Below are 20,151 nucleotides of genomic sequence, written 5' to 3' on the forward strand. Positions count from 1 at the left end.
ATCCTACCTTCTCTTCCTTTTTTGTTTTTCCAATAGCAGCTGCAACGCAATCTTTTTACTGGATTTCTAACACCTGATAATCTTTCGCTTCGACAGCCTCTTTTAAAATATCAGACGACACATCTCCACTCAAAGTCACAACTGCAGTCCCTGTTTCATGACTTACAACCGCTTCCTCTACTCCCTGGATCGCCTCCAGCGTCTTTTTCACTGTCGCCTCACAATGTCCGCACATCATTCCTTCGATTTTCATTGTTTTCTGCATGGTCAATTCCTCCTCTTTTCTCTGTTTTTTATGTCTGTTTCTCTTTTTATCTTTTCTGGCATCTTCCAAATGGAACAAATTCAGCCGGAGCGCATTCGTCACGACGCAGAAGCTGGAAAGACTCATTGCCGCCGCTCCGAACATCGGATTTAGCTTCCATCCAAACAGCGGATACCATACACCTGCTGCGAGAGGAATTCCGATCACATTATAGAAAAATGCCCAGAATAGATTCTCATGAATATTTCTCAATGTGGATCTGCTAAGCCGGATTGCTGCCGGAACATCACTCAGTCTGCTCTTCATCAGCACCACATCTGCTGCATCAATCGCCACATCTGTTCCTGCACCGATCGCCATTCCGATATCCGCTCTCGTAAGCGCCGGAGCATCATTGATCCCATCTCCTACCATAGCAACTTTTCCATTCTTTTTCAATGCCCGAATGGTACTTTCTTTTCCTTCCGGCAAAACTCCTGCAATGACTTCATCCACACCGGCCTGTTTCCCGATCGCCTTGGCAGTCCGTTCATTGTCTCCAGTCAGCATGACAACATGGATTCCCATGTTCTGTAATTCCCGAATTGCCTGCGGGCTGTCTTCCTTGATTACATCTGCTACCGCGATCACTCCTGCTAACTTTCCTTCTTTTGCAAAGAATAACGGCGTTTTTCCTTCCTCTGCAAACGCTTCTGCCGTCTGTTTTATCTGTACCGGCACGTCTGCCTGCTCTCGGATAAAATTCAGATTCCCTCCGGCAAGGGGCACTCCTTCCCATATTCCAGTCAATCCATTCCCCGGCACTGCCTGAAATTCTTTGACCGAAACCGTTTCCACTGTACCCTCTTCCTGTGCTCTCTGCACGATCGCATGTGCCAGTGGATGTTCGCTTTTTTGTTCCAGTGCATAGGCAATCTGAAGAAGTTCTTTCTCTGTCATCCCATCTGCCGGAAGAAGATCTGTCACCTCTGGTTTTCCACTTGTGATTGTTCCAGTCTTGTCCAGTGCGACAATTTCTGTTTTCCCGGTCTCTTCCAGAGAAACTGCCGTTTTAAACAAAATTCCATGTTTTGCACCCATTCCGTTTCCGACCATGATCGCCACCGGAGTCGCAAGGCCAAGCGCACATGGGCAGCTGATGACAAGCACTGCGATTCCTCTTGCCAGTGCAAAGCCAACACTCTGTCCTGCCAAAAGCCATACAACGACAGTGATCGCCGCAACCGCCATGACGATCGGGACAAACACGCCCGACACTTTATCTGCTACTTTGGCGATTGGAGCCTTTGTCGCTGCCGCATCACTGACCATCTGAATGATCTGGGAAAGCGTCGTATCTTCGCCGACTCTTGTGGCCTCACATTTCAGGAAACCAGACTGATTCATCGTCGCAGCAGACACCAAATCTCCTTCTTTTTTATCTGCCGGGATGCTTTCTCCTGTGAGCGCTGCCTCATTCACCGCACTGTTCCCTTCAAGCACGATCCCATCTACCGGTATATTTTCACCGGGTCTTACAAGAAATACATCTCCCTTTTTTACTTGTTCAATGGAAACCGTTTCTTCTGTTCCGTTGCGCAGCACAACTGCATGTTTCGGTGCAAGGCGCATCAACCCTTTGAGTGCGTCTGTAGTCTTCCCTTTGGATCTGGCCTCAAGCATCTTTCCGACTGTGATGAGCGCCAGGATCATTGTTGCTGACTCAAAGTAAAATTCATGCATGTACCCCATCACCTGCTCCATATCTCCACGAAGCTGTGCTTCTGTCATCGCAAAGAGTGCATAGGTACTATACACAAATGAAGCACCGGAGCCGAGTGCCACAAGTGTGTCCATATTCGGAGCCAGATGCCACAATCCTTTGAATCCACTGACAAAAAACTTCTGATTGACAATCATGACCGCAATCGTAAGCAGCATCTGGAGCAATCCCATCGCCACATGATTCTCTGCCAGTATTTTCGGAACCGGCCATCCCCACATCATATGCCCCATCGAAAAGTACATCAGCACTACAAGAAATCCTAAGGATGCAATCAACCTTCTCTTTAAAACAGGAGTTTCCCTGTCTTTCAGCAGTTCTTCCTCCTTGTTTTTCGCTATCCCATTTGCTCCCTCTTTGCCATCTTGCTGTTTCCCGTTCTTTGTTGCTGCGCCATATCCTGCTGTCTCCACCGCCGCAATCACAGCAGCCGGATCTGCACTTCCTTCCACTCCCATGGAGTTTGTCAAAAGACTCACCGAACACGCTGTTACTCCGGGTACGTTCGCCACTGCCTTCTCTACCCGCGCACTGCACGCTGCACAGCTCATTCCTGTGACCGTGTATTGTTCCATTCTCTGCCCTCCTACTTCATAAGCTTCTGCAGTACCCCTACAAGCTCATCAATCGTCTCTTCTTTTCCTTCTCTGATATCTTCCGCCACACAACTGCGGATATGATTTGCAAGAAGCACTTTATTGAAACTATTCAGCGCTGCGTTGACTGCCGATACTTGAATCAAAATATCTGTACAGTAGACATCTTCCTCTACCATTCGCTTGATTCCCCGTACCTGTCCTTCAATTCTGCTTAACCGATTGACCAGGTCACGATATTCCTTCTCTGCACGTTCTTTCTTTTTATGACAACATTGTTTTTGTTCTTCCATCATCATCTCTCCTTTTCCAATCAAATATACACTTCTATCCGCTGTATTTTTCACTTTTCCTATCATTTTCTTTTATTGACTAAGAATGGTTAGAAGTATCTTTACACTCGCATTATATACCCTTGCCGGGTATATTGCAAGTATTTTTTTGATTTCTTGTCTGAAAGAATTTAATGCCCATTTTCTCTGCTGATACAACAGCTGAGGTACAACAAAAAGAGCGATTGCTTTTCACATTCTCATGCTTTGCAATCGCTCATAATACTTTTCTATTTTGCTTTTTCATTACCGCTTAATTGTTTTCTTACAACAAATATAACGAGGAAAAATCCTGCCATCGAAATTATAACAGTAACTCTGAAAATATTGTTCACACCTGCTTGTACATTATTTGCACTCATTCCATAAACAACTCCGTTGATTGCTGCCGCAAATAAAGTGGAGAGTGAATTTACAAAAGTAACCAATGCCGTTCCGACTCCAAGATCTTTTTGCGGAAGTACTGATTGCGCTACCGGTGTCACAGACACAGAGCGGAAACTTTCTGCGATTCCGGTAATTCCAATGCAAATCAGATACACAATAAATGGTGTGGACGCAGTTGTAAAACCAAGCGGAATAAACGGAAGTGCTGCAAGTCCTGTGGCAATCGCCATCGCTTTCCAGTTATTTGCCGCTTTCTTTCCAATCCACACACCGGCAATTGTTGGAAGTACCATCGTCAGAATTGTTCTCGGAAGCTGAAGAGAACCTGCTGCCGCAGCAGACACTCCCATAACATCCTATACAGCCAACGGCACATAAGCGCTCATCGCTGTCTGATAAAAATAGCATACAAATCCAACCGCCAAAAGTGTTGTAAATTTTCTGTTTTTAAATAAATACATTGGTACGATCGGTTCTGCTGCCTTATTTTCCATTTTTACAAAAATAATTCCTGCAACGACTGTGACTGCAAACCCTGCCAAAACTTTCAGATTTCCCCATCCGATCAGCGGACCATAATTCATTGCCAGACAGAATCCGCTAAGTAAAACGGCCAGACAAACAATTCCCGAAAAGTCAATCTCAACTTTATCTTTCTTCTTGTTTGGCAGAGAAGTTCCAATCAATACAACCCCAATTAAAAGCGGAATCGCCGGAACCATCAAGGCAAATCTTAAAAAACCTGCATCTGCAAGTCCCCCTAATAAGATTCCCCCTCCAAAACTTCCTACCGCAATAGCGCTTGCGAGATATCCCATTGCTTTTGGAACATCTTTTGACTCATTGATCTCCCGCATCAGAATATACGGTGCTGCGGTAAATGCTCCCTGTGCAGCTCCAAGCAGCAGACGGAAGATTGCAAATGGAAGAATCGAGTGTACAAGACTCATGCCGATTCCGCATGCAGCACAAATGATTCCTGAAATCACTACAATATTTCTTCTCCCGAATAAATCACCAAGTTTTCCTCCGATCGGCGTCATAATCGCCAACCCCAGCGATGCAAAAATTGTCAACAGAGAATAATACTGTGATGCATGCATTTCTGCCAATATTGGTCCCTGAATGACAAAAAAAACAACTCCAAAAACAGTAACCGAAAACATCAGACACACGCATCCAATGATTACCGCATTTTTCTTTCCCTTCGTAAGAGGGATCATTACCTTTTCTTCCGACATGCGTTTTTTCTCCTTTACTGATTGTTCTTCAACCACTCACTTGCACAATATGCAAACGCACCTGCTCCAAACAGAAGTGCCTCTTCATTAAATTGTACTTCCGGACTATGGCTTACTCCTGCTTCGCGATCTGCAAATCCTCCTGCCAGGAACATATAAACACCCGGTACACGCTCTGTAATCTCTGCAAAATCGTCAGAAGCACTTGATTTTACTCCTGGAACAGAATATTTATTCGGTACCGGTACCTGATCTAAATATCCCAGCATTTCATCTGCCAATTTCTGATTACAGATTAGCGGAGGAACTTCTGACAGCATTTCTATTTCCGCTTCTACATGGAACATTTCCGCAGTTTTATTCACAATTTCTTTCATTCTTGTCACCAGAAGCTTTCTCATCTCTCTGGACATTGTGCGAATGCTTCCTTCCATCACTGCCGTATCCGGAATAATATTAAAAACAGTTCCTGCCTGCATATGACCAATTGTCAATGTACACGTTTCTGCCGGATCACACTCCAGCGCCACAACTTCCTGAAGAGCCTCATAAATCTTCACTGCAGCATTCAAAGGATCTTTTGCCAGATGTGGATATGCACCGTGTGCCCCTGCACCGGCAATCTTAATTCGGAATCCATCACAGGATGCCATTGTCGCACCATCTTTATTGAAGAAATACCCTCCCGGAGGTCCCCCCGGTCCAATGTGGAAGGACAATGCAGCGTCCACTTCTGGATTTTGCAAAACGCCTGCGGCAATCATATCTTTTCCGCCTTTAAAAATTTCTTCCGCAGGTTCAAACACAATTTTTACTCTTCCTTCCAACTCCTCTTCCTGCTCTTTTAACATTCGTGCAGCTGTCAACAGCATCGCCGAATTAAGATCATGTCCGCAAGTATGTGCTTCTGTCCCTGTCGGACAAGCAAACGGAAGTCCACTCCGTTCTTCCATCGGCAATGCATCCATGTCCGCTTTCAAAAGAATGACTTTCCCTTTTGTCTTTTTGCCAACCATCGCCACAACACCATGTCCACATTCCTGCGGTTCCATTCCATATTCTCTTAATTTCTCCATGATGTACTTCTTTGTTCTTGGCAACTCCAGCCCCACTTCGGCATTTTGATGAAGATACCTTCGGTTTTCCACCGTTTCTTCCTGTAATTCTGCTGCTCTCTTAAAAAAATCCATATCCTGACCTCCTCATTTTTATTATATCTTTTTAGAAGATATAAAGAATATTTATAGAATACTTATGGAATACTTTGTATGTTGAATTGTATCAGTATTTTCTATATAAGTCAATATTTTTTGTTGATTTTTACATCTGTATTCTTCTCTCATTTTTCAAAACAGTCTTGCACTCCAATTTCCTATCTTGTAAAATAAAGCATAGGACATTTCCTTTTCTAGGAGATGTAACTTTTTACATCACCTCATTTTTACACTTCAAAAACGAAAGGATTTCCATGATGAACAAGCGAAAAATTATTATTATCACAAGTAAGTTTCTGCACGTTTTCGTACAGCACATAATTGATGAACTTCCTCTCGACTGCGATGTGGAAATCGTAGAATACAAGTGCTTTCAAGATATCAAACAGATCTATCAACAATATGAATCTACCTCTGATGGTTTTATGTTAAGCGGAAAAGCAGCGCTTGCCGCTTTGGAAAAAGCACTTCCTGATCATAGGAAACCCGCGGTTTCTTTCGGTTCCGATCTGGTTTCTATGTATCGACTGCTGTTAAAACATTTTGTGGAACAAAGAACTCTCCGCACAGACCGGGTAATTTTTGATTTTCTTCTCCCAATTCAGGAAAACGCTACCGTTTCATATTTTCTCCATGATATGGATTTTCCAAGTACCAATACTGCAGTAGACAACTGGCTTGCAACTCTGGACATTGGCAGGCTCTCCTCCATCGAAGAAGAAACTTCCCAGAAAATAATCCGACTATGGGAACAAAATCAGTTTGATCTTCTAATCTGCCAATACAGCAGCATTATTCCGGTTCTAGAACAGCATAACATCCCTTATATCTATTGCTATCCGGAAAAAGAAGTCTTTCAATCACTGGTAGAAACACTTCTTGCACAAATTGAACTGTCTTTCTTCCGCGAAAACCTCCCTGCTGCAATTACCATCTCTGGAACTTCCTCAGAGATTGGTGAAAAAGACCGCGCTCAGTTAAAGACTGCGTTGTATGCTTTAAAAGCTGAACTTGCGCTGGATATGATTTTTCAGGAAACACCAACCGGCTTCCAGTTATTTACAAGTGCCAAATATATTAACTACTTAACTGACCACTTTCAGACTTCCTTTCTGAGCGTCCGATTAAAAGAGGACTACGGCTTCCCGGTATCAGTCGGATATGGAATCGGGAAAAATATCACAGAAGCCCGCAGTCACGCGGAGGCCGCCTTAAAGGAATCGTTCTATGCCAAAGGCAGTTTTGTCATTGATGAAAATGGGAATCTAATCGGCCCCCTTAACCGCAGCCACTGCGTTACAATCCAGAAAACCATGTCCGAGCAGCTATACCGGATTGCCGAACAATGTAAATTATCTACTCTGACCATTCAAAAATTAAATACCATCCTTCAAATTACCGGGACAAATAAGATGACCTCTCAGGATCTCTCAGAACACCTCGGTGTCACCTTAAGAAATGCCAACCGTATTTTAAATCAGTTGGAAAAAGGAGGTGCTGCCACTATGGTATACAGTCATTCTTCCACCTCCAAAGGACGACCTGTAAAAGTTTATGAACTTCATTTTAACTCTGAAACATTATGATTTCATACAAAAATAAGGACACCTAATGGTGTCCTTACATTTTTATCGTATTCATTCATTTTTGAATCCTGACCGGTTCTTTTTTGAAAGACTTAAAACAGTTTATTTCCCTGCTTCCTTATCTTTCGGCAAGATCACATTCAGCAAGATTGCAGCAATCGTTGTCACAACAACCGGAGATTTTCCAAATACTGTTGTGACCCATGCTGGAAGCTGTGCCAGCGCATCCGAACACTGTGTGATTCCCATACCGAGTGCAACCGAAAGTCCTACGATCGAAGTATTGCGATAGGTCAGCGGCTGCTGTACCACTAACTTGATTCCGGTCATGGCGATGGACGCAAATACCGAAATGGTCGCTCCTCCAAGTACACACTGCGGAATCGTTGTAAGAAGCGCCGAGAACTTTGGAACAAATCCTGCCAGCAGGATAATCCCTGCTGCAAGTCCTAACACTACACGGTTTACTACCTTCGTTGTTGCCACGATTCCAACATTCTGGCTGAACGTCGCAGTTGGCAACCCTCCAAAGAAAGAACCTAAAATATTCGTAATTCCATATCCAATGATTCCCCCTGAAAGCTCCTTGTCTGTAGGTTCTCTGTCCAATCCTCCCCCACTTGTGGCAGAAAGATCTCCGATGGCCTGCACTGAGTTAATAATGAAAAGAATCACCAGAGTCATAACTGCCGACGTTTCAAATTTCATTCCAAAATACATCGGTCTTGGAATCTGAAAAATCCCTGCACCCTGCACTGCTGAAAAATCAATCATACCAAAAAATCCAGATATGATATATCCGACAATCATTCCGATCAGAATGGATGCCAGCTTCAGGATTCCTTTTGCAAAATGATTAAGTGCTACAACCACAGCCAGTGTAAGAAATGCCACAAGCCAGTTCTGCCATGCCCCATAGTTTGGGGAAGACTGTCCGCCCGCCATGTATTTCACTGCAGTCGGATAGAGCGACAGACCGATTGTAAAGACAACCGTTCCGGTGATCAAAGGCGGGAACAACTTCCTTAATTTTGTCACAAAGATTCCAACAAAGATCGCCACAACTCCTCCGATCAACTGTGCTCCAAGAATCGTAGCAATATCAAAATTACCAACGATCGCCTGCATACTTGGCAGATAAGCAAAACTCACCCCCATAATCACCGGAAGTCCTGAACCGATTCTGCCTCCAAGCGGGAACAGCTGAATCAGTGTGGAAACCGCCGCGATGAACAATGCTGCCTGGACAAAGATTACTTTGTCACCCTCATTTAGCCCTGCCATCTCTGCAATCACGATGGCTGGTGTCACACACCCTACGATCATCGCTACTACGTGCTGAAGTGCAAGCGGAAACGCCTGTGTCAATTTAGGAACACCGTTCAGCTCAAATACAGATGCGTACTTCTTTTCTGTTTTCATTTGTAGTTTTCTCCTTCCATTCGCTTACAAACGTGCTTTTCAAACCTTCTTACGACAGGTTTTGACAGGCAAAATAGCTCTGATTTTTTCACCCATACAGCAACTTAGAGCGTACCCGGATATCCGGACGCGCTCCGTAAGCATGAATGCTGTTTCTTTTTTATCTTCATTATAAAAAATACGCCATGCAGTTGTCAATGTTCCTTTTTCATATTTTACATATTTTCAGATCCATTATCCTTTGGATCTTTCATCTGTATTTTTCTGTTTTGCATTCTGAAGTGCGCTAAGTAGTTCCTCATACACTTTGGCAAACAACTCCGGACTATCTTTGTATGTATAATTATTTGTAAAAACGCTTCCCAGCAGTCTGTCATGAGCTGTTTCATCCACTTTCCTTAACATCTGCCACAATGCAGCATCTTCTGCACCACGCCGCTGTGCCTCCAGACGCATTCCCATCCTTGGTCCTTCCTCCCCAGGATAGATGAGGAAAGAATCTCCACACGGAAAATTCGTGCCGATTCCCGTATGGTTCGGGCAACTCGTTCCCTCATAGGGATTCATCTCCCCTGGAAATTGATTCAGTCCCCAGTGAAGGAATCCGGAAATCCGATTTTTTGCGCATCCCCAGAACAGCATTCTGCCTTTGAGCAATGCAAAATCGAGAAATCTGTTCAGCCAATGTCCTTCCGGTCCACAGCAGACATACGTCCATACAGTTTCTCCAAGACGGATCAATGTGTCAAACTCTTCCTTTTTCTTCTCATATCCGGCAGTACCCGGAACCCAGATATCAATTCCACCTCTGAATTCTGCCGAATCCACTGCTTCAATGATCCGGATCCCCGGAATATATTTTCTTAAAATTCCGGCTGCAAGATAATACTGTCTCTTGCGTGCTTCCAATACTTCCTGCGTCTGATAATGAATGTCTGGTTCATCGTGGATATGGAACAATACTCGTTTCTCCCATCCATGTTTTGTCAGATAGTTTGCAAGACTTTTTACAAAGGTCACAGTCAGTTCATACCCTTCCAGTGTCTCAAATGGAACCTCTTTCGCCATCGCACATGTAAAATGTTCTGTATACATATCCGGCATGCCATCCGACTTTTTCCCTCGATCAAGCAGCACTCCAAGTTCCATATACTGCATTCCCGCTTCAAAAAATGCTTCAATCTCTGATGTCAGATATTCAAAATCAAACTGATACGGCTTTCTTGCAGTCACACACTTCTCATTCAACTGAATAAAAAACACATTCTGGTGCATCCGCCGCATCGTCTGAATATATTTTCGAAGCATTTGCAAATACTCTTCCGAGCCTTTTTCCACCCCATGGAAACGGCAGATTGCCTCCTCGGAAAACCAGTTCGTGACCCAAAATGTATTTTCCGGTATCCTCACATCATAGATCTGCACAGTGACTCGAAGCTGATAGATTCCTTCTGCCATCTTTGCCGTCATCACAACAGAATATTCTCCTGCTTCCAGCTCTTTCTCCGGACAGATGCAAAAGTAAACTGCCGCTCTTCTGTCATTTTCACTTTTCCTCGCCGGAATCTTCCCGGTCTGCTGTTCTTTCAGGCAATCATAGACGAAAAACGGCGCCTTTCTTGTCGCGTATGCCGGTGTTTCTTTCTGCTCCTCCACAAGTACCATCGCTCCGCCTTGATTTTCTCCATCTCCGGTATTGTATTCCACCGGCACTGCAATCATTTCATACCACTCTGCATAAAATCCATCACCTTCGAAATCCATCTGGATCTCATCACCTGTCGTATCCAGCAAAAGCTGAATTCCCTGCTTTCCATTTTTCGGCATTACCACCCGGATAGACTCCGGCAGTGTCTCTGAAACACTGTCCGGATATAAAAATTCTTCCTTTTCTGTCAGGACACCCTGATATTTCTTACCCATGTTTTTCCCTTTCCTGTTCCTTATCTGTCTCAATTTTTTGCCTTTTACTGAACAGGCACAAACGTCCACTCATCGTTTGCATCCTCGTTTTTCTCATAACTCCACTGGACAATCGGTGCACCTTCTTCCAAAGAAGCATTTTCTACACACAATGCTTTTCCACTAAGCGCCGACATCAGTTTCCATGTCCCGCTCTCTGTTGGAACCAGATACCATCTCTGATTAGTTCCTCCATGATAAGGATATGCCACGACCGGATTCCCATTTGATGTCACTCCGGAATCCGCAGTCAGATCCACATAGGTTCCATCTGCCATATTCTGTATACTCCATGTCTGATCTGCATTCTGTGTCAACGTCCACTTGGTACTGTCACTTCCACTCTCTGCCGAAGATTGTCTCAACTGAATTCCTTTCTGATCGCCGGAAAGATCCAGCACTTTTTTGCTTTCCTGATTGACGATCTGATAGGTTCCACTTTCCGGAAGCCCTGCAAAATCACTGTCATAGTAAGTTCTTACATAATCTACGAGAAATTCTCCCGGAAGATACTGTTCCTCTGGCGCACCTAGATGTCCCTCCAGACTGAGCACCATGTGGCGGGAAAGTTCTACAAAAGAATCCTCTCTGCTTGTCTTCTCCCATGCAAGCTGTCCGTCAAAATAGAACCGCATCTTTCCCTCTCTCCGCTCAAGTGCATAAGTATGATAGTCTGCACTGATATCTTCCAGGCCAGTCTTCCACCCATTTGTACCTCTCTGCAGATGGAGAGACGGACTCTGGTTCCACGTATGAATCGTACTTGTCATTTTTGTATAATCAAATGTTTCCATAATATCAATTTCCGGATTCGGATTCAGCTCAAAGCTCAATGGGGAAGACTGCATCCAGATTGCACTGAGTACATTCGCCTTTTTGTCTAATGCTTTCGCACGTACTTCTACATAGCTTGCAGTTCCCGGAACATCGAATTTTGATTCCACCGCTCCTGCCGTATAAGCCTTTCCGTTATAGTCCTGCTTTTTCGCTGTGAGTACAAGATTTCCATCTCGCACAGATACATTTTCCGGACAAAACGCAAGATCTGTTGTGACATCATACCAGATTCCGTTTGTCCATTTGTTCTCATCCAGACAGTCTCCATCAAACTCATCGGAAGAAGCCGGAAGCAACGTCCAGTTTCCTCCTTCCGGCGGCGCTGCCTGTACTTCTGCTCCTCCAAATCCATATGCAATTCCACAAGCTCCCACAGCGATCGCTGCAATTTTCTTGAATTCACTTCTTTTCTTATACATATGACGTCCCCTTTCTCATACGAAAATACTAGAACTATTATCCTTTCACACCAGATGCGACAATACTTTGTTTTAACTGTTTTGAGAACAAAATCGAAAGCAGGATCACTGGCGTTATCGTCACGACCGCAAGTCCCATCAGCGCATTTTGTTTTGTCGCCACGTTGTTAGAAATATTATACAGTGCCACGTTTAATGTCCAAAGTTTCTGATCTTCTGTGACCAGCCATGCCCAAAAGAAATCATTCCAGTTTCCAATAAAGGTCTGCAGCGCAATGAGCGAAATGATCGGCTTAGACAGTGGCATACAGATTCTTGTATAGAGGTAGAAGCTTCCCGCGCCGTCAAGCTCTGCCGCCTCAAAATAACTTCCCGGAATCTGATCAAAAAATCCTTTGTACAGGTACACATAAAATCCATACGGGTACAAGAACGGAAGGAGCAACGCTGCATAGTTGTTATAAGCTCCCATTTCTCTATACATGATCAACTGCGGAAGCATAATGCTTGCAAATGGCACCATCATTCCACCGAGGAAAAATAACAGTACGAACTGTCCTGCTCTCTTGGAAAGTTTCCTGCTGATGACAAATGCACATACCGAACACAGGATCACCTGCGAAACCATTGCGAATCCGATGACGATGATACTGTTGAATACAAATGTCATAAATCCAAAGTTTTGTACTGCTTCACTTTCTGGATAAATATATGCCGGCATCTGTAAGTAGTATTTAAAGCTCTCCAGATTCAGAAAATTTTTCACTTTGTCTCCAACGCTTACAAGCTCTCCGGTTGTCTGATATTTTTCGTCCATAATCTTTGCGACTTTCTCAGAGAACTTTGTCCCAAATCCTTCCGGTGCTTTTTCAGACACTCCGTTCATATCAAATTCATAGCCAATGGAATCACATGCCCGGATGTAGCGATCCCCGTGGAGAAGTACTTTTGTCTTGATCGCAGTTCCTTTATAAATTCCATAATCCTTTTCCATCTGCAGTTTCATCTGGTGTGCTCTCGAGTAAAATACCGTCTCTCCGTCTTTCACTCCGTACACTTTAATTTCCATAATAGAATCTTCCTGCATCTTCTGGCTGACTCCAAACATGGTCACAATATTATCCTGCAGCATTTTGTCCTTTAATTCCTTCTCGTCTCCTTTGACCTCAGAATAATCTAACACGACCGATAAGCTATTTGCTGCATCCGGAAGCAGTTTCGGCGGTATCTCGTATATTTTTTTGTTATCTTTCATCGCGCTGGAAACTGCAAAAATCATCGGATACAACATCGCTGCCGCAAAGATCAGTGACACGACTACTGCAACAATTTTCAGCCCGCGCTCAGATTTTCCAAGCTTCATTTTTGTTCTATGCTTTGTTTTCTTCATCTTCTCTGCCTCCTACTCCTTCTCCATTTTTTCAAAACGCATCTGGATCATCGTCATTGCTGCGATCACGAGCAACAGGATCACAGAAGCCGCAGAACCTCTGCCATAATTCAGATCTTGATTGAATGCATTGTAAATGAAGATTCCCTGTGTAGTCGATGCCCCACTTGGACCTCCTGAAGCATACATATAAGGTACATCCAAAAGCTGCATCGTAGTGATCACACACATGATCAGCTGGATAAATACCATAAAGGAAATGTTCGGTAATATAATATGTATGATTCTTCCAAATCCGGTACATCCATCAAGCGCCGCCGACTCCATAATATCCGTGGAAACTCCCTGGATTGCTGACAGGTAAAGCAACACTGTCAATCCACCTCCGAGCACTCCCGGAAAGATGATACAAAATTTGACCAGATTTGGATCACTGAGCCATGTCTGCGGCTGACCTCCAAAAAACTTCACGATCTGGTTTGCCACACCGTAGTCCGGATGCCAGATCCATTTCCATATAATTACGTTTACAGAAGTCGGAATCAATGCCGGGAGAATATAAAGTGTCGTCAGACATTTCTTCAACCGCACCAACTCATTTAAAAGAAGCGCCTGGATCAGTGGGATCAAAAAGCACATACACAGCTGTAATGCGAGCAGAATAAATGTATTCTTCCAGGAATCCCAGTATCCCTGCATCTGGAAAATATCTACATAATTCTGGAAACCAACAAATTTCCCTGGCTGGTTGATTGGATCGTAGTTAAATAATGAAATGAAAAATGCACTGAAAATCGGATAATATTTCAGCCATACTGTGCACGCCATCGGAATGAACAAAATACACCAAGGCGTCACTTTTTTTCGAAACTGATAACTGCCTGCTCTGTTTTTTTTCTGCGGACTTTTTTTCATCAGTATTACCTCCCTTGTGTTTTCTCCCTAAAAGTATATCGTTATTTTGTCTAAAATAGAATGTCTGAACCTAACGACGATGTCACCGTTCTTAAAGTCTTCCCGCACCTTTTTTCCTGCCCGCTGTCAAATTCGTCCATATCTTAAAAAATGTGACGTTTTTCGTTAGTTCTGGTTCGTTTCTTTTTCCCTGCAAATCTGTTATGATAAATCCATCAACAAAACGAAGTCAAAGGAGGACTTGATTATGAAGAAGAAACTGATCGCTTCTGTTCTCTGCCTTTCTATGGCTGCCGCTTCTCTTGCAGGCTGCGGCGGATCTGATGGAAATAAAGCAGATACATCCGGAAGCAAAGACAAAGAAAGCAGCAAAGGGAAGGTTGAGCTTACTATCTGGGACACAAGCCGTAACAAAGATGACTGGTACACTTCTATGGAGAAAAAATTTCTTGAGGAACACCCGGATATCACTTTGAATAAAGTTGTCAAAGAAGGTGATCCTGGAAATGAATTTTATCAGGCAGTCGCATCTGGAACTGCACCGGATCTGGTAAACTGTTCCTTTACAATGATGGACTCCTATATGTCCGCCGGAATCTTAGAGCCTCTGAACAAATATACAGATGAGTGGGATGAATGGGGTGACTTTACAAAAGAATATGTCGATATGTTCACAAAAGACGGAAATGTCTACGGCATTCCTAACCTTGTAGCACCAATGCTTTTTGCTTATAATAAGACTTTATTTGAAGAAGCTGGAATCAACGAACCACCAAAAACATGGGATGAAGCTCTTGAGGCAGCTAAGAAGATCAACGATCCAGACAATCAGGTAACCGGATATGCAACACTTGCCGCTGAATGGACGGAATGGTTCTTCCAGTATTATGTATGGCAGGCAGGCGGAGATCTCACAAAGGAAAATGAAGACGGAACTGCCGAACTTACTTTCACAGATCCAGCTGTCATCCAGGCTGCTGAATATTATCAAAAATTAAAGAGTGAAGGAGTTCTCCAGAGCGATCTTACTTTAAAATTCAATGACCTTGTGAAAAACTTTGGTATGGGAAAAATCGGTATGATGCCGTTTGCAGGAGACTGGGTGTCTGAGGCGATCACAAATGGAATCGATCCAGATGATATCGGACTTTGCCTTCCACCAGTAGGACCTTCCGGCGAACAGACAACTGCAATCGCAGGAGACTGCTATGTGATCAATGCAAAAACAGATCAGGCAAAAAAAGATGCTGCATGGGAATACATCAGCTATATGACTGGAAAAGAATACCGCTCTTCTTACTTTGAAAACCTTGCAACTAAAGGTGCTCCAAACCCGGTGATCATTCCTAGAGATGACATGAGTATTACAGACTTCTATGAATTCCCGGAAGAATACGCAGAAGTGCTTGAATCTGCAAAATCCATCGGACGTCTGGAATTCTACGGAAAAGCAGACTTTGGAACTTATGTTGACAAAGCTGTACAAAAGATTCTGACAGATCCAAGTGCAGACCCGGAAAAAGAATTCTCAGAAGCACAGAGCCTCTGTGAAAAAGAAGCATTGGAAAAATTCAACGAAGCAAATAAAAAATAATCAAAAAAGTCCTGTCAAACAGTAACCACCGTTTGGCAGGACTTTTTTCTTTGGAAAAATCCACACACACTCTTTTTTCTGCAACTATGCTGTTTCTAGCGTTCTCTGCACTCTCTTGGTGTCATCCCGGTAAAGTGCTTAAATGCTTTGCTAAAAGACCTCGGATTGTCATATCCGACCATCCCGCATATCTCAATGATCTTATATTCCGAATCTCTCAACAATTCCTGCGCCTTCTGCATGCGCACCTCCGTCAAATATTCCACAAAATTTTCTCCAGTTTTTTCTTTGAACAGACGGCTCAAATAGTTTGGGTGCATATAAAACTGCTCTGCGAGCATATTCAGGCTGATATTTTCATTGTAATGCTGTCGGATAAAGCTCTGCATTTCAGAGATGACTCCGCCTCCTACATTTTGATGATCTGCCTGTCCGATACATTCCATGATCCATTCCAGATAAGATTCCATATAGCGAAGCACCTCCTGTCCCTCTGCACAGAGCAGTAACTGTTTTAGCGCCTCATTTAAGCGATCATGCAGACTGGACTCCTCCATCCCGATTTCCTTTAAATATCCATTGACTTCTATGACGATCCGGATACATATGGTCTGCAGTTTCAGCACATCCATCTGCTTTTCCTTCTCGAGCTCTTTTAACATCTTCTCCATCCATTTTGCCGCATCGCTGCGCTCTTCCGGTGTATGTAACTTCTGTAAAAAGGCTGTGATCAGTTTTGGCACCTCCACCGCCTCCTCCGCGTAGAGCGTCTCAATATTTTTATAGAAGATAATATTTTTCTTCGTGTCTGCCAGAAGGTATCTCATTGCGCTCTCTGTCTCTTTCCAGGCCTCTGAAAGTCCGTAAATCCCTTTCTTTTCCTTGCTGACCGCAAGCGCCCAGTGCTTTTCTTCACTGCATACCTGCTCTGACACTGACACAAAATAATTCAGCTGCTCTTTTGTTTGAAACGGAATCACTGCAAAAAGCGATCGGTTCCCACTATCTAGTACAATGGTCTCCGGGATCACCGCCAGAATCCGATCCTTCATCAATTTTTTCTGTACTTGAACCTCATCGGTATCTGCTGTCCTCTCTGTCATAAAAATGGATACCCCATACCAGTTTTCCAATTCTGGAAGTCCATATTTCTCTATATCAGCACTGGCATATCCTCTCGCGATTGACAACAGCAAACCTTCCATCTGTCTTGTATGATCAAGCCTTTCTTCCACTAGTTTATTGAGCTTTGTCCGCATCCTATCAAGGAACTGTTCGACTTCCCGCAGATTCACCGGTTTCGTCAGATACTCCACTGCGCCATAACGCATTGCTTCCTTTGCATAATCAAAATCACTGTATCCGCTTAAGATTACACACTGTGTATCAAACTTCTGTTCTCTGATTTCTCTTAACAGATCAATCCCCGACTTCTCCGGCATCCGGATATCCGTAAACACTACATCAATATGCATTTTTCTGAGGATCAAAAGCGCTTCGTCTACGCTTGTAGCAATTGCCGCCACTTCAAATCCATGTTCCTTCCACTTCACAAACTGTGCCATTCCGCGGCACACAATCTCTTCATCATCTACAATCAGAACCTGATAGATCATCTTCCTTCTCCTCTCCGGACAGATTTTTCATATTTTCAGAATATTTTCGGATCGGAAGGATGATTTCTACCTCTGTTCCCTCTCCCTGTCTGCTTTCCATCTGGATTCCATACTCTTCTCCATAGAACAGACGGATCCTCTGATTGACATTTGCCATTCCGATATTTTTACCAGACTGAATCTCCTCATCAATCTGTTTCTGCAATTGTTTCTGTTCTTCTTCTGTCATTCCTTTTCCGTTATCTTTCACTACAATTTTTAATTTTTCTTCCCAATTTGTCACAAGGATTTCAATCTGACATCCTTTTGCTGCATCATTAAATCCATGGACCACTGCATTTTCCATGATCGGCTGAAGCATAAACTGTGGAATATAACAATCTCTTACATCCGGTTCTATGCTGACACTTAATTCGATCTTATCCTGATGACGGAAATTGATTACTTCCAGATATACATTCGCATGTTCCAATCCTTCTGACAGCGGGATTGTATTTCCGCCTGTGCGCATTCCCATCCGGCAGAGTTTGCTAAACTGCTCAATCATCCTCGTCACTCTGCTCTCTCCGTTTGCCTCATACATCGCCTCCCAACGAATAATGTCAAGTGTATTGTACAAAAAATGGGGATTGATCTGCATCAGCATCGCATCTAACTGCGCATTTTTCCAGCTAAGCTGAAGCTTCTGCCGTCGGATCTCAGACAGGTATACCTGTTCGATCAACTGGTTTGTCCTGTCTGCCATATCATTAAACCGTTCTCCCAGCACAGTGATCTCATCATTTCCACTGATTGGATAACGCACCGTCCACTTTCCCTTTCCCGCTTTATCCATCACCTTGATCAATTGACGGATGGGATCAGAAATACTGCATGTGACATAATAAGAAACGGCAAAGCATGCAAGTACCACACAGATCAACACAAAAATACAGACATTTCTCGTCTGATAAGTCCCCTCCAGGAGTCTGTCCATATTTCCCAGATACACAACAGACATATCTGTCCCCGGTATGTTTTCATAGGCAAACAGGACATCTCTTTCCTCGATTCTTTTTCTCACGGAATCTTTCTGTTTCTCTTTCATATCCTCAAAAATCGTCTTATCCTTCGGAAAAGACGGCGCATAGATACTTGGGGCAAACCCCTGAACCACGCTGTCCTTTCCGGTAAGAAACATGTTGCCTTCCGGACCTCCCTCATATCCATCTGCTGCCGCTTCAAAAGCTTCTATATTGATATTAATAAAAAGAACCCCTAGAAATTCTCTCGTATATGGATCATAAACAGCAACCCCCAGTGTCACTATACTTCCAAATCCATACACACTCTGCTCGTTTTCATAAAACGTCTCACTTTGTCCTGCATCCTCAAACCAAACCGGATATCCATGTTTTTCCTGCGGCTCCTGATAATATGTCTTATTATAAAACTCTGTCAGATTCCTTATCGTTCCTCCCCTGCGATATCCATTTTCCTCCATCATATGATACTGTCTCCCGGGTGTCACAAACTGTACATTTTTGATATGTTTTCTCTGACGGCTCATAGTATACAACTTCTCCTCGATCAGCGCAATGTTGTCTTCTTTTCCCTTCTCACCGTTCTGATCCGCCTCGGCATTTTCCACAGCAGCCTGCAAGACTCTTGCATCATCATAAAACTGAAGCGCAACATCTTCATATTCCCGCATAATATCTTCCATCTTCAAACAGATGTTTTGCACCTGCATCGCCGCATTCTGCTTCAGATTCCAGATAATCTCTTTTGAATACTTGTCAAAACTAAAAAAAGTGATAAATGCCGCTGCCCCAAGCAACAATCCGAGAAAAGAAAGATTCAGCCGCTTAAAAATACTTTCCTTTCTCAAGATTCTTTTAATAAATTCATTCCATTTCAAGCAGATGTGCTTCCACTGTTTCATGGCATATCCTCTCTATTGATCCGCCCACCGGATAATCTGCTCCCGCTCCTCTTTGACAGAAGAACCGTGGATCGGAAGTCCTTCTTTGATCTCTGCCCCGGCTGCAAGCCGTTTGATATCTTTCTCACTTCTTCCCATCTTGCTTCCTTCATTTGTGCAGAATGGATAAATCGTCTTTCCTGTAAAATCATTGTTCTCCAAAAAAGTCCAGACTGGCATCGGCATTGTTCCGCACCAGTTTGGGTAGCCAATATATATTGTATCATAGGCAGAAATGGATTTTTCTTCCTTAAGCTTCGGTCTTGCATCCTCAGACAATTCCTTTTTGGAAACTTCTACACATGCTCTATACGCAAAAGGATATCCTGTCTCTGACTCAATTTCAAACAACTCTGCATGCTTATGTGCTGCGATCATCTCCGCTGCGATTTCAGTATTTCCCTTGTCCAGATTGACAATGCTCCCGTTAGAATAATTCTCTCCTTTATGTGAAAAATATGCAACCAGTATTTTTTGTTCTCTCATCTTTCTGCTTCCTCTCCTATTGTTGTATAAAAAATTATTTTCTTTTATCTATTTTACTACAAAACAGCAGGTGCGAGTCAATAGAGAAAGTAAAATTTATGAAATTTCCGTGAATCGGCCACTAACATCTTGTTTCTTTTTCATAAATTGTTATAATGAAAGAA

15 protein-coding genes are annotated in these 20,151 nt (G+C 43.4%); 2 read left to right on the plus strand and 13 right to left on the minus strand.

Translation table 11 applies throughout. From position 1 onward, the window contains the following. Nucleotides 1-55 precede the first annotated feature (55 nt). The 5 genes from ACESPO_RS03705 to ACESPO_RS03725 form a co-directional block, all read right to left on the minus strand. Nucleotides 56-2,602: a heavy metal translocating P-type ATPase gene (locus ACESPO_RS03705; protein ID WP_499788472.1), complete on the minus strand. Its 2,547-nt coding sequence runs from the start codon at nucleotides 2,600-2,602 to the stop codon at nucleotides 56-58. Nucleotides 2,603-2,613: 11 nt separating this feature from the next. After that, nucleotides 2,614-2,916: a metal-sensing transcriptional repressor gene (locus ACESPO_RS03710; RefSeq protein WP_016439208.1), complete on the minus strand. Its 303-nt coding sequence runs from the start codon at nucleotides 2,914-2,916 to the stop codon at nucleotides 2,614-2,616. 269 nt (nucleotides 2,917-3,185) lie between these two features. Beyond that, nucleotides 3,186-3,692 (minus strand): MFS transporter, encoded by a 507-nt coding sequence (locus ACESPO_RS03715; protein ID WP_499788473.1) that lies wholly within the window; start codon nucleotides 3,690-3,692, stop codon nucleotides 3,186-3,188. A 6-nt stretch (nucleotides 3,693-3,698) separates the two neighbouring features. Next, nucleotides 3,699-4,583 carry an MFS transporter gene (locus ACESPO_RS03720; RefSeq protein ID WP_499788474.1) on the minus strand — a complete coding sequence of 295 codons (885 nt, stop codon included), beginning with the start codon at nucleotides 4,581-4,583 and terminating at the stop codon, nucleotides 3,699-3,701. Nucleotides 4,584-4,597: 14 nt separating this feature from the next. Next, complete coding sequence (locus tag ACESPO_RS03725) at nucleotides 4,598-5,773, minus strand: M20 family metallopeptidase (protein ID WP_016440204.1); 1,176 nt, start codon at nucleotides 5,771-5,773, stop codon at nucleotides 4,598-4,600. A 281-nt stretch (nucleotides 5,774-6,054) separates the two neighbouring features. Between ACESPO_RS03725 and ACESPO_RS03730 the strand changes: the two genes are divergently transcribed. Next, nucleotides 6,055-7,383, plus strand: a complete 1,329-nt coding sequence (locus tag ACESPO_RS03730; protein ID WP_270196268.1) for a lipocalin/fatty acid-binding family protein — start codon at nucleotides 6,055-6,057, stop codon at nucleotides 7,381-7,383. 102 nt (nucleotides 7,384-7,485) lie between these two features. Here ACESPO_RS03730 and ACESPO_RS03735 read toward each other — a convergent pair whose 3' ends face one another. The 5 genes from ACESPO_RS03735 to ACESPO_RS03755 all read right to left on the minus strand — a co-directional run bounded on the left by ACESPO_RS03735 (nucleotide 7,486) and on the right by ACESPO_RS03755 (nucleotide 14,328). Next, nucleotides 7,486-8,805 carry a uracil-xanthine permease family protein gene (locus tag ACESPO_RS03735; protein WP_009262726.1) on the minus strand — a complete coding sequence of 440 codons (1,320 nt, stop codon included), beginning with the start codon at nucleotides 8,803-8,805 and terminating at the stop codon, nucleotides 7,486-7,488. A 234-nt stretch (nucleotides 8,806-9,039) separates the two neighbouring features. Further along, nucleotides 9,040-10,728 carry a DUF4091 domain-containing protein gene (locus ACESPO_RS03740; protein ID WP_499788476.1) on the minus strand — a complete coding sequence of 563 codons (1,689 nt, stop codon included), beginning with the start codon at nucleotides 10,726-10,728 and terminating at the stop codon, nucleotides 9,040-9,042. A 44-nt stretch (nucleotides 10,729-10,772) separates the two neighbouring features. Then, a complete protein-coding gene (locus tag ACESPO_RS03745; protein ID WP_009262728.1) occupies nucleotides 10,773-12,023 on the minus strand; it encodes an RICIN domain-containing protein in 1,251 nt (416 codons plus the stop codon). A 37-nt stretch (nucleotides 12,024-12,060) separates the two neighbouring features. Continuing rightward, nucleotides 12,061-13,413, minus strand: coding sequence for a carbohydrate ABC transporter permease (locus ACESPO_RS03750; RefSeq protein ID WP_499788478.1), 1,353 nt, complete (start codon nucleotides 13,411-13,413; stop codon nucleotides 12,061-12,063). 12 nt (nucleotides 13,414-13,425) lie between these two features. Then, a complete protein-coding gene (locus tag ACESPO_RS03755; protein ID WP_016439216.1) occupies nucleotides 13,426-14,328 on the minus strand; it encodes a carbohydrate ABC transporter permease in 903 nt (300 codons plus the stop codon). Between the two features lie 247 nt (nucleotides 14,329-14,575). On the opposite strand from ACESPO_RS03755, the gene ACESPO_RS03760 reads away from it, so the two are divergent. After that, nucleotides 14,576-15,922, plus strand: a complete 1,347-nt coding sequence (locus ACESPO_RS03760; RefSeq protein ID WP_009262731.1) for a sugar ABC transporter substrate-binding protein — start codon at nucleotides 14,576-14,578, stop codon at nucleotides 15,920-15,922. A gap of 95 nt (nucleotides 15,923-16,017) precedes the next feature. Here the strand turns inward: ACESPO_RS03760 and ACESPO_RS03765 are convergent, their stop codons facing one another. From ACESPO_RS03765 to ACESPO_RS03775, 3 genes are read right to left on the minus strand one after another with little or no spacing between them, the layout of a single operon-like run. Beyond that, the gene (locus tag ACESPO_RS03765) at nucleotides 16,018-17,538 is read right to left on the minus strand and encodes a response regulator (RefSeq protein WP_016439217.1); all 1,521 of its coding nucleotides are present in this window, start codon (nucleotides 17,536-17,538) and stop codon (nucleotides 16,018-16,020) included. Next, nucleotides 17,510-19,462, minus strand: a complete 1,953-nt coding sequence (locus ACESPO_RS03770) for a cache domain-containing sensor histidine kinase (protein ID WP_016440198.1) — start codon at nucleotides 19,460-19,462, stop codon at nucleotides 17,510-17,512. The genes ACESPO_RS03765 and ACESPO_RS03770 overlap by 29 nt, the downstream gene beginning before the upstream one ends. A 12-nt stretch (nucleotides 19,463-19,474) precedes the next feature. Further along, on the minus strand, nucleotides 19,475-19,987 hold the full coding sequence (locus tag ACESPO_RS03775) for a flavodoxin (RefSeq protein WP_336304780.1): 513 nt from the start codon (nucleotides 19,985-19,987) through the stop codon (nucleotides 19,475-19,477). Between the last annotated feature and the right edge of the window lie 164 nt (nucleotides 19,988-20,151).

The sequence above is a fragment of the Coprococcus sp. HPP0074 genome, from assembly GCF_964238105.1.
In the GTDB taxonomy this organism is placed as follows: Bacteria; Bacillota; Clostridia; order Lachnospirales; family Lachnospiraceae; genus Faecalimonas; species Faecalimonas umbilicata.

What these genes read in the sequence shown, in the direction of transcription:
- ACESPO_RS03705 (WP_499788472.1), bottom strand. Translation starts at nt 2,602, where the DNA reads ATGGAACAATACACGGTCACAGGAATGAGCTGTGCAGCGTGCAGTGCG.
- ACESPO_RS03710 (WP_016439208.1), bottom strand. Translation starts at nt 2,916, where the DNA reads ATGGAAGAACAAAAACAATGTTGTCATAAAAAGAAAGAACGTGCAGAG.
- ACESPO_RS03715 (WP_499788473.1), bottom strand. Translation starts at nt 3,692, where the DNA reads ATGGGAGTGTCTGCTGCGGCAGCAGGTTCTCTTCAGCTTCCGAGAACA.
- ACESPO_RS03720 (WP_499788474.1), bottom strand. Translation starts at nt 4,583, where the DNA reads ATGTCGGAAGAAAAGGTAATGATCCCTCTTACGAAGGGAAAGAAAAAT.
- ACESPO_RS03725 (WP_016440204.1), bottom strand. Translation starts at nt 5,773, where the DNA reads ATGGATTTTTTTAAGAGAGCAGCAGAATTACAGGAAGAAACGGTGGAA.
- ACESPO_RS03730 (WP_270196268.1), top strand. Translation starts at nt 6,055, where the DNA reads ATGAACAAGCGAAAAATTATTATTATCACAAGTAAGTTTCTGCACGTT.
- ACESPO_RS03735 (WP_009262726.1), bottom strand. Translation starts at nt 8,805, where the DNA reads ATGAAAACAGAAAAGAAGTACGCATCTGTATTTGAGCTGAACGGTGTT.
- ACESPO_RS03740 (WP_499788476.1), bottom strand. Translation starts at nt 10,728, where the DNA reads ATGGGTAAGAAATATCAGGGTGTCCTGACAGAAAAGGAAGAATTTTTA.
- ACESPO_RS03745 (WP_009262728.1), bottom strand. Translation starts at nt 12,023, where the DNA reads ATGTATAAGAAAAGAAGTGAATTCAAGAAAATTGCAGCGATCGCTGTG.
- ACESPO_RS03750 (WP_499788478.1), bottom strand. Translation starts at nt 13,413, where the DNA reads ATGAAGAAAACAAAGCATAGAACAAAAATGAAGCTTGGAAAATCTGAG.
- ACESPO_RS03755 (WP_016439216.1), bottom strand. Translation starts at nt 14,328, where the DNA reads ATGAAAAAAAGTCCGCAGAAAAAAAACAGAGCAGGCAGTTATCAGTTT.
- ACESPO_RS03760 (WP_009262731.1), top strand. Translation starts at nt 14,576, where the DNA reads ATGAAGAAGAAACTGATCGCTTCTGTTCTCTGCCTTTCTATGGCTGCC.
- ACESPO_RS03765 (WP_016439217.1), bottom strand. Translation starts at nt 17,538, where the DNA reads ATGATCTATCAGGTTCTGATTGTAGATGATGAAGAGATTGTGTGCCGC.
- ACESPO_RS03770 (WP_016440198.1), bottom strand. Translation starts at nt 19,462, where the DNA reads ATGAAACAGTGGAAGCACATCTGCTTGAAATGGAATGAATTTATTAAA.
- ACESPO_RS03775 (WP_336304780.1), bottom strand. Translation starts at nt 19,987, where the DNA reads ATGAGAGAACAAAAAATACTGGTTGCATATTTTTCACATAAAGGAGAG.